Origin of the sequence: Microvirga sesbaniae, assembly GCF_025460805.1 — a bacterium.
In the GTDB taxonomy this organism is placed as follows: domain Bacteria; phylum Pseudomonadota; class Alphaproteobacteria; order Rhizobiales; family Beijerinckiaceae; genus Microvirga; species Microvirga sesbaniae.
The window spans coordinates 29,074-42,733 of the sequence record NZ_JAMXFJ010000001.1; the positions used below are offsets into that span (position 1 = coordinate 29,074).

The following is a 13,660-nucleotide window of genomic DNA, read 5'->3' on the forward strand; positions in this document are numbered from 1 at the left end:
GCCCCCCCCCGCCCCCCCCCCCCCGCCCCCCCCCCCGCGCCCCCCCCCCCCCCCCCCCCCCCCCCCCCCCCGCCCCGCCAGCCCAGAGTGGAGCATCGGACAATCGGGATCACCGGGACAAGCCCGGTGATGCGTGGCGGGTGGTGTGAGCCGGCGATGACGTGGAGGGTGGCACGGGCCGGTGCGAACACCCTCCCCACGTCATGGCACCCTCCGCCCTTCCTGCCACCCTCCGGCGTCATGGCCGGCCAGTCATCACCCGACTCTCGCCGGCCATCCCGATAGCTTCGGGCGCGGCGCCCTACGGAAGCGGGATCACCGGCACAAGGCCGGTGATGACGTGAGAGGGTGGCATGAGGCGGTGCGAACACCCTCCCCACGTCATGGCCGGGCTTGTCCCGGCCATCCCGATAAGGTGAAGCGCCGCGCCTCAAACAATCGGGATCACCGGCACAAGGCCCGTGATGACGTGGTGGTGGATTGGACGGGCCGGTGATGACGGGGTGGTGGATCGGCCGGGCGATCAAGACAGGGTCCCGAGCGGTGCGCCGCTCAAAGGCTCGAGCATCGGACCCAAACCCGGGTCCACTCTTCACGTCCGATGCGCTAGAACGCGAACGGATCGGTGTAGGGCAGGCGGCGGCGGCGCACCTGGGTTTCCGGCAGGATCGGCCGACTGATGTCGACGGCGACCAATCCCTCACAGGCGAGCGCCAGAACGGCCGCCACGCCGTCCTGCGTGTTCATCACGGCGCTGGCGCAATCCACCAGCCGCATCGCGCCCATCTCGTCGAGCTGATGCAGGACCCGAACCCGGTCTCCGGCGGTCACGGGGGTGCGCTTGCAGGCCATGATGAGGCGCATGGTCGTGAAGCGCGGCTCGGCCCGGATGCTCGCCGCGGTCTCGATCACGAAGGCGCGGCCGTCCGCCGAGGCGATGCCGTGGATCGCTGCGGCGCGCAGGGGATGCTTCAGGAGATCGTCGTCGGTCACCACGTCGACCAGAAAGGCGGCGCCGTCCTTCACGATCTCGAAATCCGCCACGTGCTCGATGGTTTCCTCCCCGACGGCGAACATGGCCGGATCGGCGGGAGCGCGCAAGGATTCTACCTCCGCATCGAGCTCGCACAGCGCCAGATAATCGGCGATCAAGGCATTGCGCGTGAGCGGCGCGGACGGGCGCTTCGCGGCTCGGCGGGTTCCCGGGCGCCGGGCAGGGCGTCGGTCCGAAAGGTCGAGGAGCGCTTGCGCGGACATCGGGGCCTCCAGCTTGGTCGGTCGAAGGGATGGAGCGGGCGGGCCAGCGCTCACCGCCGCCCGCCTCCGGAAAAAGGAACATATATAGAACAATGTCTTCCCGGTCAAACGTTCGGCCTCGTTCGCGACGCTCCGGCCCGATCACGGGCGATGGCCGCACGCCGCCGCATTGGGACAAAATGGCACAGGAGTTAAGTGGTTGACCTAGAAAGAATAATCGTCTTGTCCCACCGGCCCCGAAGTGGACCGGACGGTGCAAATTTGGTATAGAACAAAGAACGAACGCGCCTGCCGTGACAAGGCTGCGACAAGAGCGCGTCTGCGATGTACGGGCCTCTGAGAAAGTTAGGATCGAGGATGAATACGACAGACAAGAAGATTTCCGAGGTGCTGGCGAAATTCGGCGAGCCGATGGCCGGAAACGTCTGGCGCGTCCAGGGGACGGCCGTGATCTATCACAAGACCCTCGAGCGGATTGCCGCCCAGGCCAAGGTCGTCTTCGACGAGCCCAAGATCATCCGTGCCGAGCGCGACGAGGCCGTGATCCAGGTGACCGGCCGCATGGGCGATCGCGTGGAATGGTCGATCGGCGAGGCGCTGATCGGCGTCAACTACCGCGTCTCCGGCAAGCAGGCGGCCTACGTTTATGCCATGGCCGAGAAGCGTGCGAAGGACCGGGTGATCCTCAAGCTCATCGAGCTGCACGGCTATGTCTACTCCGAGGAGGAGGCGGACGAGTTCAAGCAGGGTCGCCCGGGCGATGCCGATCCCCATGTGGAGATCGAGAAGTCGGAGCCGCAGAGGGGCAAGGTCGAGGCGGCGGCCGCCGACGGCAAGGTCGAGGACGACCTGAAGGCGAAGATCAAGAAGGCCAAGACCATCAACGCGGTCACGGACCTGATGCTCCACGCCGACACCCAGAAGACCCTCGCGGATCTGCCGGAGGGCATCCGCGACGAGATCCGCGACTTCGCCAAGGCGCGTCTCGTGGAACTCGGGTGGCCGACCAAGAAGGCGGCCTAACTTTCGCTGCGATCATGGGCGAGATGGCTTGACGATCATCTCGCCCATTTCTCTTTCCGCGCTTGCGTCCCGCGCTTCTGGTCTTTCCGATCGATGCCGAAATCCTCCGCCCTCCCTGCGGTCAGTCAGGACGCTCTCACTCTCACCGAACATCTCGTCGGCTCCGTCGAGCGGGTGACGTTCCACAACGACGAGACCGGTTTCTGCGTGCTGCGCGTCAAGGCGCGGGGGCACCGCAAGCCGGTCGCCGTCGTCGGCCACGCGCCGTCCGTCGCCATCGGCGAAGTGGTCGAGGCGAGCGGGGAGTGGCTGCACGATCGCAACCATGGCGTTCAGTTTCTTGCCGTCGAGCTGAAGACCGCGGCGCCGACAACGGCGGAAGACCTGCAGCGCTTTCTCGGGTCCGGTCTCCTGAAGGGTGTCGGCCCATCCGTTGCGCAGCGGCTCATCGCCTCCTTCGGTTCGCGCATCCTCGACGTGATCGAACAAAAGCCGCACGAGCTGACGCGCGTGCATGGCATCGGGATGGCGAAGGCGCTCGGCATCGGCGAGGCCTGGGCCGAGCATCGCGCCTTGAAGGACATCGCGGCCTTCCTGAACGCCCACGGCATCGGGGGCTTTCTGCTCGCGCGCATCTATCGCGCCTTTGGGATCGGGGCGATCGACACCATCAAGGCCAATCCCTATCGGCTTGCCCTCGATCTTCCAGGCATCGAGTTCGCCCTGGCCGATCAGGTCGCCACGCAGCTCGCCGTCGAGCCCACCGCCGATATCCGGCTGCAGGCGGGGCTTGCCACCGTTCTGTCGGATGCCGTGAAGGAGGGGCATTCGGGGCTGCCGGTCGATGACCTCCTGCGGCAGGCCAGCGTCCTGCTCGCGGTGCCGACGGACCGGCTGGCGCCCGTGCTCGACGCGCAATGCGCGGCCGGCCAGCTCGTCGCCGACGAGCTCGACGGACCTCGCCGCATCTTCCTCAAGAGCCTCTACGGGGCCGAGATTTTCATCGCCCAGCGCCTGAAGGAGATCGCGCAAGGGTTCCATCCCTGGCGCGGGCTCGATCCCGCGCACGTGATCGCCGAGGTCGAAGCCGCCACGGGCGTCTCCTACTCGGCCAGTCAGCGCGAGGCGCTGATCGCCTCCTGCGAGGCCAAGGTGCTCGTCGTCACCGGCGGCCCGGGCGTGGGCAAGACCACGCTCATCCGGAGCCTCACGCATCTATGCGCGAAGCATCAATTGCAGGTCGCTCTGTGCGCTCCGACCGGACGGGCGGCCAAGCGGCTCGCCGAGAGCACGGGCTTTCCCGCCAAGACCGTGCACCGGCTCCTCGAAGCCTCCGAGGGCGGATTCCGGCGCAACGCCAAGGCGCCGCTCGACTGCAATTTCCTCGTGGTGGACGAGGCGTCCATGCTCGATATCCGGCTCATGGCGGCTCTGTTGCGCGCCATGCCGGACGAGGCCTGCCTGCTCCTCGTCGGCGACGTGGATCAGCTTCCCTCCATCGGGCCGGGACAGATCCTCTCCGACATCATCGCCTCCGGGACCGTTCCGGTGGTGCATCTGCGGGAAGTGTTTCGCCAGGAGCGCGAGAGCCGCATCATCACCGTCGCGCACGCCATCAATCGCGGAATCGTGCCGGATCTTTCGCATCAGCCGGACTCGGATCTCTATTTCGTCGAGGCTGATACGCCGGCCGACGCCATCGCCAAGATGACGATCCTCATGCGCGATCGCATCCCGCGAAAATTCGGCCTCGATCCCGTGCGCGACGTGCAGGTCCTGTGCCCCATGAATCGCGGGCGGCTCGGCACTCACATGCTGAACGGCGAGTTGCAGCAGATCTTCAATCCGCCGGGAACCGAGAGCCTGCACCGGGCCGGCTGGATCTACGGGCCCGGCGACAAGGTCATGCAGGTGAGGAACGACTACGAGCGGGACGTTTATAACGGCGAGGTCGGCATCGTACGCGAGGTGGATCGGGACCACGGCGAACTGACGGTCGCCTTCGACGACAGGCCCGTGGTCTATACGCTCCGGGAGCTCGACGAACTGGCGCTCGCCTATGCGGTGACGATCCACAAGGCGCAGGGGTCCGAGTATCCGGCGGTGATCATCCCCGTGGCGTCGCAGCAGGCCTCCATGCTCCGGCGCAAGCTGCTCTATACGGGAGTGACGCGCGCAAGCCGACTCGTCGTCATGGTGGGAAGCCGGGCCGCCCTGGCGCAGGCCGTCACGCACGAGGATGAGCCGCGGCTGTCCAGGCTGCGGAACTGGCTGGAGGCCTGATCCCTTTTACGAGAGCGTGGAGCGCTCTATACTCGCTCCCCGGCAGCCGCCGATGAGGGATGTGAACGTGGTTCCTGGACAGGTCGAACATCAGGAGAGGAGGGTCCGGGCCGGGCTTCTGGCCGGAGCGGTCCTGTGCCTGGTCGCGTCGGGCGGCCTCTTGTGGTGGCGCTATGGCGGCGCCGTCTTCAACGATCTCGTGTCGACGACCCTGGCCTGGTGCCTCTAGATCTGTCCGTTCGCGATGTCCGGGCCAGCCCATGGCTCGTCTCGTTCCAGCGGAAGGGTGCGGTTGCGAGCTCCCTCAGACCCCTCCGGCCGGCCTGGCCCCCGTTCGGAGAGGCGAGGCCGGCCAGGATCGCTGCCTGCCGAAGGGTCTCCGGCGGCTGCCCATGATGAGCCAGGAAGCCGATCTCGATGGGGAGCGCCGTTGACTGTGGGCCGCTCTCCGCTAGACCCTGCCTCATGAGCAAAGGACGCTTCCGGCAGGCGTTCGGATCGGGTGCGGGGCAGCGTGCAAGTGAACATCCAAGTGAATATCCAAGTGAACACCCAAGTGAACATCGTCCAGACGGTTCGATATAGCATTGCATTCCTGGCGCGCCTCCGAGGCACGATCAAGCTCCCGAGAGTGCTGTTGCCGGTGGCCCTGATGGCGATGCCGTGCCTCGCGCAGGCCGAAGGCGTGAACATTCCGAACTTCTGGGATCCCAAGACCCAGCTCGATCGGCCCGATCTGCCGGCGACCCGGACGATTCGCTTTCTGGTGGACGACGATTTTCCGCCGCTGCACTTTCCGGGACCGGACGGCAATCCGACCGGACTGTCGGTGGAACTCGCGCGTGCGGCCTGCGAGCGCCTGGGCCTCACCTGCACCATCCAGGTCCGCCGGTTCGACATGCTGCTCGGGGCCCTGAACGAGCGGCAGGGCGATGTGGTCGCCGCGGCCATTCCCGTCACGACGGATCTGCGGGGTCGCTTCGCCGTCACGGCGCCGTATTTCAAGATCCCGGCCCGCTTTGCCGTGCGCAAGGATCGAAACCAGCCGGTTCCCGAGGCCAAGACCCTTCAGGGCAAGACCATCGGGGTCGTTGGGGGGACGGCTCACGAGGCTTACGCCAAGGCCTTCATGAAGGGCGGCACGCTCAAGCCCTATCCGGAGCTGGCGGCTGCCCAGTCGGCCCTCAAGGCCGGCGACATCGACTACCTGTTCGCCGACGGCCTCGGCCTTGCTCTCTGGATCGGGGGCGAGGAGGCCGGCGGATGCTGCGACTTCTCCGGAGGTCCCTACCTGGAAAGCCGTTTCTTCGGCGAAGGAATCGGGTTCATCACGCGGACCGAGGACGACACTCTGCGCCGAGCGCTCGATTTCGCCCTGCAGCAGTTGTGGAAGGAAGGGAAATACGCGGAACTTTACCTGCGTTTCTTCCCGATCAGCCCCTTCTGAAGCCTTGTGGGCTCGGCCGAAGGCGGCTTTACCGCATTGACCCCTGCGGGTCTCCTCCCTAGTGTGCCGCGCTTCTGGACGCATTTTCCGCAAGCACTAGGCCCATGTCTCACCCCCTGACCCTTGATCCTGCCCTGACCGAAGCCGCTCAGACCGCCACCGCCTGGCCTTTCGAGGAGGCGCGCAAGCTCGTCGAGCGGCTCAAACGGACGGGCAAGAAGGAGGCTCTGTTCGAGACGGGCTACGGTCCCTCGGGCCTGCCGCATATCGGCACCTTCGGCGAGGTCGCCCGCACCAGCATGGTGCGCCACGCCTTCCGGGTGCTGACCGGGGACAGCATTCCGACACGCCTCGTCGCCTTCTCGGACGACATGGACGGCTTGCGCAAGGTGCCGGACAACATCCCGAACAAGGATCTCGTGGCCTCGGCGCTCGGCAAGCCGTTGACGCAGGTGCCTGACCCATTCGGCACCCATGAGAGCTTCGCGCATCACAACAATGCGCGCCTGCGCGAATTCCTCGATGCCTTCGGCTTCGATTACGAGTTCCTGTCGGCGACCGAGTGCTACAAGGCCGGCCGCTTCGACAAGACCCTGCTCACCGTGCTCGAGCGCTACGATGCCGTGATGGCCATCATGCTGCCCTCCCTGCGAGAGGAGCGCCAGCAATCGTATTCGCCGTTCCTGCCGGTTCATCCGAAGACCGGCATCGTCATGCAGGTGCCGATCGACGAGCGCAGGCTCGATGCCGGCACCATCGTGTGGCGCGATCCCGATACGGGCGAGCGCTTCGAGACTCCGGTGACGGGCGGGCATGCCAAGCTGCAATGGAAGCCCGACTGGGCCATGCGCTGGGTGGCGCTCGGCGTCGATTACGAGATGGCCGGCAAGGACCTGATCGACAGCGTGAAGCTCTCCGGCGAGATCGCCAAGGCGCTCGGCGGCCTGCCGCCGGACGGGTTCAACTACGAGCTCTTCCTGGACGAGAAGGGCCAGAAGATCTCCAAGTCGAAGGGCAACGGGCTCACCATCGACGAGTGGCTCACCTACGGCACGCCGGACAGCCTTCGGCTGTTCATGTTCAGCAAGCCCCGCGAGGCGAAGAAGCTCTATTTCGACGTGATCCCGCGGCAGGTGGACGACTACCTGACCTTCCTGGAGAAGTATCCGGCGCAGGACACCAAGGCCCGCCTGATGAACCCGGTCTGGCATCTTCATGCGGGCGAGCCGCCGGCTCCCGAACTGGTGTCGTCCGGCGGAGGCAACCAGCCCGGCACGACGATCTCGTTCTCCATGCTGCTCAACCTGGTGGCCGTGGCGAATTCCGAGGATCCCGCGGTGCTGTGGGGCTTCATCCGCCGCTATGCGCCGGGCGTCTCGCCCGAAACGCATCCGCGCCTCGACAGCCTGGTCAAGCGTGCCGTCCGCTATTTCGAGGATTTCGTGAAGCCCCAGAAGGCCTATCGCCTCGCGGACGACGTGGAGGCCGCTTCCCTGCGGCGCCTGGAGGAGGCGCTCGGCTCCTTCGAGTCCGGGGAGCGCCCGGCCACCGCCGAGGCGATCCAGGAGGAGATCTACAACGTGGGGCGGGCCGAGCCTCGCTATCAGGACCTCAAGGCCAAGGGCGCGACGCCCGAGCGTCCGGGCGTGTCCATCGACTGGTTCAACACGATCTACCAGGTGCTGCTGGGCGAGCCCCGCGGTCCGCGCTTCGGCTCCTTCGTGGCTCTCTACGGCGTGAAGGAGACGCGGGCGCTGATCCGAAAGGCGCTCGAGGGCATTCTCGTGCGCGAGCACGAGGCCTTCCTGAAGGAGCGCGAGGCCGGCCGCGCGGCCTGAGCGCCGGCTATTGCCGGGCCCACATGATCCGGGCCGACCACGAGACCTCTTCGGCCGGGATCACCTGGTCTTCCTGGTCCTTGGCAAGGGACGACATCTCCAGGGTCTTGGCCGAGCGGCGCTTGAGCTCCTTGGCCAGGATCGCGCCGGACGTCGTGCATACGACGACCCGGTCGCCCTTGCGGGTGCTGGCCGTCGGCGAGACGATGAGAACGTCCCCATCGCGATAGAGCGGAGCCAGGGCGTCACCCGTCACCTCGAGCGCGAAGACCTTTTCCTGCCCGAAATCGGGAAACTCGATCTCGTCCCAGCCAGGGCCCTCGTTGGGCATGCCTTCGTCGTTGAACACCTTGCCGGAGGCCGCCTCTTCCATGCCGATCAGCGGGATCATGGAACGGCGCAACGAACCGGAGGGCTCGACGAGGCGGAGGAAATCCTCCAGGGTCGCGCCCGTGGCTTTCAGGATTTTCGAGATCGACTCCGTGGAAGGCCATCGTTCCCGGCCCTCGGGACTCACGCGCTTCGACTTGTTGAAGCTGGTCGCGTCGAGACCGGCCTTGCGAGCCAGTCCTGAAGCGGTCATGCCATGACGTGATGCCAACGCATCGATAGCAGCCCAGACGCGCTCGTGAGATAACATCGTACTAACCTTCGCTAGGAGCGAAATCAGTGAAAGCGAACCTATAACTAGGAATTAAATGTGACCGAAAACTTAGACATTTGCCAGCAGTCTATTGAGACAATATGTCTAATTTGGGTTGCTCCTGATGTGACGTGCGGATACTCAAGACTTCATGACCATTATTTTTAAAATTTGCCCTGCTTTGCTTTGGCAGGAGGCCGAAAACGCCGGATCCTTCGAAGGAGCGCCCATCGATATCCAAGATGGGTACATCCATTTTTCAACAGAAAATCAGGTCTATGAAACCGCCGAAAGGCACTTCGCCGGGCAGGACGGTCTCCTGCTCGTCGCCGTCGAGGCCGATTCGCTTGGCGAGGCTCTCCGCTACGAGCCTTCCCGGGGAGGGGACCTGTTCCCGCACCTCTATGCCGCGCTGCCCCTTTCCGCCGTCCGGTGGGTGAAGCCGGTTCCCCTCGGCCAGGATGGTCGGCACATCTTTCCGGATCTCTCCCAATGATCGGCACGCTCTTTTCCCTGGCCAGACCCGCTCTCCACGCGCTGGACGCCGAGACGGCGCACCAGTTGACGATCCGGGGCCTGTCGCTGATGCCGGTCTCGCCGGCGCCCGCGGACGATACCCGTCTCGCCGTCGACGTGTTCGGCCGGCATTTCCCCAATCCGGTCGGGCTCGCGGCAGGCTTCGACAAGCAGTGCGAAGTGCCCGACCAGCTCCTCGGCCTCGGCTTCGGGTTCGTCGAACTCGGCGGCGTGGTGCCGAAGCCGCAGGAGGGCAACCCGCGGCCACGGGTTTTCCGACTGGCTCGCGACGAAGCCGTCATCAACCGGTTCGGCCTCAACAGCGACGGGCTCGATGCGGCCCGGCAGCGGCTCGCCAGCCGGCGCGGGCGCCCGGGGATCGTTGGCGTCAATATCGGGGCGAACAAGGATTCCGCCGACCGCATCGCCGATTACGTCCTGTGCATCGAGCGCCTCTGCGGGCTCGCCGATTTCCTGACGATCAACGTCTCCTCGCCGAACACCCCGGGACTGCGCGATCTGCAGGGTGAGGCGTTCCTGGACGATCTCCTGGCCCGGAGCATGGACGCTCGTGACAGAGCCGATCAGGGCCGGCGCAAGACGACCGTTCTGCTGAAGATCGCTCCCGATATCTCTCTCGACACGCTCGATGCGATCGTGGCCACGGCGCTCAAGCGCGGCATCGACGGCCTGACCGTCTCCAATACCACGGTTGCCCGGCCCGACAGCCTGAAGGACAGGGCGCTCGCCTCTGAAATGGGGGGCCTGTCGGGCAAGCCCTTGTTCGTGCCGTCCACGCGGCTTCTTGCCGAGACGTTCCTGCGCGTGGAGCGCAAGCTCCCGCTCATCGGGGTCGGCGGGGTCGATTCGGCGGATGCCGCCTGGGCCAAGATCCGCGCGGGAGCGAGCCTTGTGCAGCTCTACTCGGCCATGGTCTACAAGGGACCCGGCCTCATCGGGGACATCAAGCGGGGGCTGCTGCAGACCCTTGAGCGTGAGAAGTCATCGCTGGATCTGGCCCTCGGACGCGATGCGTCGGCGATCGCACAAGGCCGCATCTAAAGCATCGGACCCAAAAGTGGACTTGCACTTTTGGGATCCATCCGATGCTTTCTTCTTGAATGAGAGCATCGGTCAGAACGGAAAACCGGATCCACTTTTCCGTCCGATGCTCTAGGACGTCCTCAAGCATCGGACGTGGACCCGACCTCAAGCCCGATGCGTCACGCTTTTGTTGTGGAGCATCGTTTCACGCAAAACCGGTTCCCACTTTCGCGCCCGATGCTCTAGGCTCGAGACAGGCCCGCGAACGTTTTCCTCGCCAGCCGCGGATAGAGAACGAACTGACCGAGCCCTCGCGCGCTCAGGAACGCCAGGAGAGCGATCCAAAGCGCCGTGTTGCCGAGAGTTCCCGCAGCCAGAAGAATGGCCCCGTAGATCACGAACGCGATCACCATCAGGTCACGCATGGACCGGGTCCAGGTCGCACCCGTGTAGATGCCGTCGAACGCGAAGGCGGCGGCGCCGAAGAACGGGGTCAGGGCGGCAAAGACCAGATAGTCCCGCGCGTAGGAGCGCACATCCGGGTTCGTCGACACGAAGTCGATGAAGAGCCCGCCGCCGGCCAGGAAGAGCCCCGAGACGGCGAGGCCGAAGCCGAGGCTCCATCCCAGGCTCAACCGGATGGCGCGCCGGAAGCCGGCCTCGTCGCGGGCGCCGATGCTCTGGCCGCACAGGGTCTCGGCCGCGGTGGCGAACCCGTCGAGGAAATAGCCGCCGATCAGGAACATGTTGTAGAGCACCGCATTCGCCGCGAGCGTGACGTCGCCCGAGCGCGCCCCGAGCGCGCTGAAGATCGAGAAGGCGAGGATCAGCGCCACATTGCGGATCATGATGTCCCGGTTCATGGCGAGCGTCTGCAGCATCGCGGCCCGATTCAGGACCTCGTGCCATGTGACGGCGAGCGGGCTGGAGCCGAGACGGCGCAGGACCAGGATGCCGAGGCCCGCGCCCAGCACCTCGGCCAGGGCCGTGCCGACGGCCGCGCCCGCGATGCCGAGACCGAAGCCGAGGACCAGGGTCATCGTGAACACGATGTTGGCCACGTTGATCGCCACCTGCAGCAGCAGGCCGAGATCCGTGCGGCCCCGTCCCAGGGTCGATCCCAGGATCACGTAGTTCGCCAACGTGAAGGGGGCTGCCCAGATCCGGATGAAGAAATAGGTCGACAGGGCCTCGGTCACCGCCTGGCTCGCGCCCGCCATGGAGAAGGCGACGGCCGCGATCGGCCACTGAAGCAGGATCAGCAGGAGGCCCGTCGCCCCGGCGACCAGAATGGCCCGGGCGAGGGTCAGATCGATCTCGTGCCGGTCGCCGGCGCCGGTCGCCTGGGCGGTCAGGCCGGCGGTCGCCATGCGCAGGGATCCGAAGCTCCAGAACACGAAGTCGAAGATCACGGCGCCGAGCGCCACCGCTCCGAGCAGATGCGCCTCGCCCAGCCGCCCGATCACCGTCGCGTCGACGAGGCCGAGCAACGGCGTCGTCACATGCGACAGGGTCATCGGCAGGGCGAGCGCCAGGATGCGGCGGTGGGAGATGTCCAGGCGCCGAGCGGGCGCAGTTCCGTCCATGATGGGCCCCGGAGACCTCAGCGCCGGCTGCCGAACAGGCGCGAGATGAGCCAGAGCGGCACGACGATGATCGCCCCGTAGAGGATCCAGAGGCCCACCTCTTCCACCGTCTCGAGGCTGAGGTCGAGGACGGAGCTGATCCAGTTGAACAGGCCCTCGATCAGCCCGAAGGGCGTGATGTCGAGGAACGCCAGGAAAGCGCCGACCAGAAGGGACAGGAAGATCAGCTTCACCAGCACGGAGCCGGGGGAGCCGCCGAGAAAGCGGTTCAGGTTGGACATGTCCTCATCTCGTCAGAAAGCGTAACTGGACCTGGTGCGTTGCGTGTGCTTCATCGCAAGGGCCGGCGATGAACGCAACCCAATCCGAGCCTCGCATGATCGATCCTGCCGTTTTCGACCCCTCCGCCATCAGCGACGAGATCCGCGCCCAGAACGCCGAGATCGTGGCGAAGCTCGCGGCACTGCCCGATCCGATGTCGGTGCCGCCCGCTCTGGTCCGGGAGCGGCGGCGCCAGGGCCTGGGACCTTTCCCCCAGATGCCGTCGAGCCGCCGGGCCCGGGCGGTCACCATCGATGGGCCGGCCGGGCCCATCCCCTTGCGCATCATCGCTCCCGAGAACCCGCGCGGCGTCTATCTGCACATCCACGGCGGCGGCTGGACCTGGGGCACGGCGGACGAGCAGGATCCCTGGCTCGACCGTCTGGCGGAGCGCTGCGGGCTGGCCGTGGTGTCCGTGGAGTACCGGCTCGCCCCCGAGGATCCTTATCCGGCAGCGCCCGACGATTGCGAGGCGGCGGCCCTCTGGCTCGTCCGGGAGATGGAGAGCCGTTTCGGCACCACGCGCCTGTTCATCGGCGGCGAGTCGGCCGGGGCGCATCTTTCGGCCGTGACGATCCTGCGCCTGCGGGACCGGCACGGCCTGACGCCCTTCCGGGGCGCCAACCTGTTCGCCGGGTGCTACGATCTCTCCCTCACGCCGAGCGTCCGGCTTTGGGGCAGCGAGCGGCTGATCCTCAATACCAACGACGTGAAGGTTTTCGCGGACAATTTCTGCGGACGGGCGCCCGACCGGCGCGATCCCGACATCTCGCCGCTTTACGCCGACCTGAAGGGCCTGCCGCCGGCCCTGTTCTCGGTCGGCACGAAGGACATGCTTCTCGACGACAGCCTCTTCATGGGGGCCCGCTGGGCGGCCGCCGGCAACCGGACCGAGCTCGCCCTCTGGCCGGGCGGCTGCCACGTGTTCATCCGCTTCGACAGCGGCCTGTCGGACCAGGCGCTGGCGCGGATCGACGGGTTCATCGCGGGGCTTTAATCTGCTCCGGCCGGGGAGGGGCGCTGGGTCACGCCGATCTTGGACGCCGCGATGACCGCCTGGGTGCGGCTGTCGACGCCGAGCTTGTCGAGGATGGCCGAGACATGCGCCTTCACGGTCGCTTCCGAGACGCCGAGCTCGTAGGCGATCTGCTTGTTGAGCAGGCCCTCCGACAGCATGGTCAGGACGCGGACCTGCTGCGGGGTGAGAGTGCCGAGGCGGCGGACGAGATCAGCCGTCTCCGCATCCTCCGAGGCCGAGAGGTCCACGTCCGGCGGGGTCCAGGTGTCGCCGGCCAGCACCGCCTGGATGGCGCCGCCGATGAGGTCCGTGTCGATCGACTTCGGGATGAAGCCCGAGGCGCCGAAATCCATGGCGCGGCGGATCACGGTGGGCTCCTCCGTCGCGGACACGATCACGACGGGCAGTTCCGGATACTGGGCGCGCAGCGACATCAGCCCGGAAAAGCCCTGCACGCCCGGCATCGTCAGATCGAGCAGGATCAGGTCGACGTCCCGCTCCTGGGTCAGGGTGGCGTTCAGGTCCTCCATGCCGCTCGCCTCGACCACCCGGGCCTGCGGCATGCTGGACGCGACGGCCTGCCTCAATGCCCCCCGGAACAACGGATGGTCATCGGCAATGATGATCGTGGTGGTTTGACTTTGCACGTGTGCCTTCTCCCACGAGACGCTTGCTTGAGCCTTA

General features: G+C 66.3%; 13 protein-coding genes. 8 read left to right on the forward strand and 5 right to left on the reverse strand.

Annotated elements, in window-relative coordinates; all coding sequences use genetic code 11:
- Positions 1-606: 606 nt before the first annotated feature.
- Entirely contained in the window at positions 607-1,257 is a 651-nt protein-coding gene (locus tag OCW50_RS00130; RefSeq protein WP_262296018.1) for a hypothetical protein, read from the reverse strand.
- 357 nt (positions 1,258-1,614) lie between these two features.
- Between OCW50_RS00130 and OCW50_RS00135 the strand changes: the two genes are divergently transcribed.
- From OCW50_RS00135 to OCW50_RS00155, 5 genes are all read left to right on the forward strand, one after another.
- Positions 1,615-2,280: a trna delta -isopentenylpyrophosphate transferase gene (locus OCW50_RS00135; protein WP_262296019.1), complete on the forward strand. Its 666-nt coding sequence runs from the start codon at positions 1,615-1,617 to the stop codon at positions 2,278-2,280.
- Positions 2,281-2,373: 93 nt separating this feature from the next.
- Positions 2,374-4,563, forward strand: coding sequence for an SF1B family DNA helicase RecD2 (gene recD2, locus OCW50_RS00140; RefSeq protein ID WP_262296020.1), 2,190 nt, complete (start codon positions 2,374-2,376; stop codon positions 4,561-4,563).
- 67 nt (positions 4,564-4,630) lie between these two features.
- Positions 4,631-4,792: a hypothetical protein gene (locus OCW50_RS00145; protein ID WP_262268065.1), complete on the forward strand. Its 162-nt coding sequence runs from the start codon at positions 4,631-4,633 to the stop codon at positions 4,790-4,792.
- Positions 4,793-5,215: 423 nt separating this feature from the next.
- Positions 5,216-6,010, forward strand: a complete 795-nt coding sequence (locus tag OCW50_RS00150) for a transporter substrate-binding domain-containing protein (RefSeq protein WP_262296332.1) — start codon at positions 5,216-5,218, stop codon at positions 6,008-6,010.
- A 104-nt stretch (positions 6,011-6,114) separates the two neighbouring features.
- Positions 6,115-7,848: a lysine--tRNA ligase gene (locus tag OCW50_RS00155; protein ID WP_262296021.1), complete on the forward strand. Its 1,734-nt coding sequence runs from the start codon at positions 6,115-6,117 to the stop codon at positions 7,846-7,848.
- A gap of 7 nt (positions 7,849-7,855) precedes the next feature.
- Here OCW50_RS00155 and OCW50_RS00160 read toward each other — a convergent pair whose 3' ends face one another.
- On the reverse strand, positions 7,856-8,488 hold the full coding sequence (locus tag OCW50_RS00160) for a S24 family peptidase (RefSeq protein ID WP_262268067.1): 633 nt from the start codon (positions 8,486-8,488) through the stop codon (positions 7,856-7,858).
- Between the two features lie 154 nt (positions 8,489-8,642).
- Between OCW50_RS00160 and OCW50_RS00165 the strand changes: the two genes are divergently transcribed.
- Complete coding sequence (locus OCW50_RS00165; protein ID WP_262296022.1) at positions 8,643-8,987, forward strand: DUF952 domain-containing protein; 345 nt, start codon at positions 8,643-8,645, stop codon at positions 8,985-8,987.
- Entirely contained in the window at positions 8,984-10,069 is a 1,086-nt protein-coding gene (locus OCW50_RS00170; protein ID WP_262296023.1) for a quinone-dependent dihydroorotate dehydrogenase, read from the forward strand. Before OCW50_RS00165 ends, OCW50_RS00170 begins: the two co-directional genes overlap by 4 nt.
- Before the next feature lie 224 nt (positions 10,070-10,293).
- Here OCW50_RS00170 and OCW50_RS00175 read toward each other — a convergent pair whose 3' ends face one another.
- Positions 10,294-11,637: an MATE family efflux transporter gene (locus OCW50_RS00175; RefSeq protein WP_262296024.1), complete on the reverse strand. Its 1,344-nt coding sequence runs from the start codon at positions 11,635-11,637 to the stop codon at positions 10,294-10,296.
- Between the two features lie 17 nt (positions 11,638-11,654).
- Positions 11,655-11,918, reverse strand: a complete 264-nt coding sequence (locus OCW50_RS00180) for a DUF6460 domain-containing protein (protein ID WP_262268071.1) — start codon at positions 11,916-11,918, stop codon at positions 11,655-11,657.
- Between the two features lie 95 nt (positions 11,919-12,013).
- On the opposite strand from OCW50_RS00180, the gene OCW50_RS00185 reads away from it, so the two are divergent.
- On the forward strand, positions 12,014-12,955 hold the full coding sequence (locus tag OCW50_RS00185; protein ID WP_262268072.1) for an alpha/beta hydrolase: 942 nt from the start codon (positions 12,014-12,016) through the stop codon (positions 12,953-12,955).
- On the opposite strand, the gene OCW50_RS00190 is transcribed toward OCW50_RS00185, so the two are convergent.
- Positions 12,952-13,623 carry a response regulator gene (locus OCW50_RS00190; RefSeq protein ID WP_262268073.1) on the reverse strand — a complete coding sequence of 224 codons (672 nt, stop codon included), beginning with the start codon at positions 13,621-13,623 and terminating at the stop codon, positions 12,952-12,954. The genes OCW50_RS00185 and OCW50_RS00190 overlap by 4 nt on opposite strands.
- Positions 13,624-13,660: the final 37 nt, after the last annotated feature.

Excerpts from the sequence above, each read along its gene's own strand:
- OCW50_RS00165 (WP_262296022.1), top strand. The coding sequence starts at position 8,643 with ATGACCATTATTTTTAAAATTTGCCCTGCTTTGCTTTGGCAGGAGGCC.
- OCW50_RS00160 (WP_262268067.1), bottom strand. The coding sequence starts at position 8,488 with ATGTTATCTCACGAGCGCGTCTGGGCTGCTATCGATGCGTTGGCATCA.
- OCW50_RS00175 (WP_262296024.1), bottom strand. The coding sequence starts at position 11,637 with ATGGACGGAACTGCGCCCGCTCGGCGCCTGGACATCTCCCACCGCCGC.
- recD2 (WP_262296020.1), top strand. The coding sequence starts at position 2,374 with ATGCCGAAATCCTCCGCCCTCCCTGCGGTCAGTCAGGACGCTCTCACT.
- OCW50_RS00155 (WP_262296021.1), top strand. The coding sequence starts at position 6,115 with ATGTCTCACCCCCTGACCCTTGATCCTGCCCTGACCGAAGCCGCTCAG.
- OCW50_RS00150 (WP_262296332.1), top strand. The coding sequence starts at position 5,216 with ATGGCGATGCCGTGCCTCGCGCAGGCCGAAGGCGTGAACATTCCGAAC.
- OCW50_RS00135 (WP_262296019.1), top strand. The coding sequence starts at position 1,615 with ATGAATACGACAGACAAGAAGATTTCCGAGGTGCTGGCGAAATTCGGC.
- OCW50_RS00180 (WP_262268071.1), bottom strand. The coding sequence starts at position 11,918 with ATGTCCAACCTGAACCGCTTTCTCGGCGGCTCCCCCGGCTCCGTGCTG.
- OCW50_RS00170 (WP_262296023.1), top strand. The coding sequence starts at position 8,984 with ATGATCGGCACGCTCTTTTCCCTGGCCAGACCCGCTCTCCACGCGCTG.
- OCW50_RS00185 (WP_262268072.1), top strand. The coding sequence starts at position 12,014 with ATGATCGATCCTGCCGTTTTCGACCCCTCCGCCATCAGCGACGAGATC.
- OCW50_RS00130 (WP_262296018.1), bottom strand. The coding sequence starts at position 1,257 with ATGTCCGCGCAAGCGCTCCTCGACCTTTCGGACCGACGCCCTGCCCGG.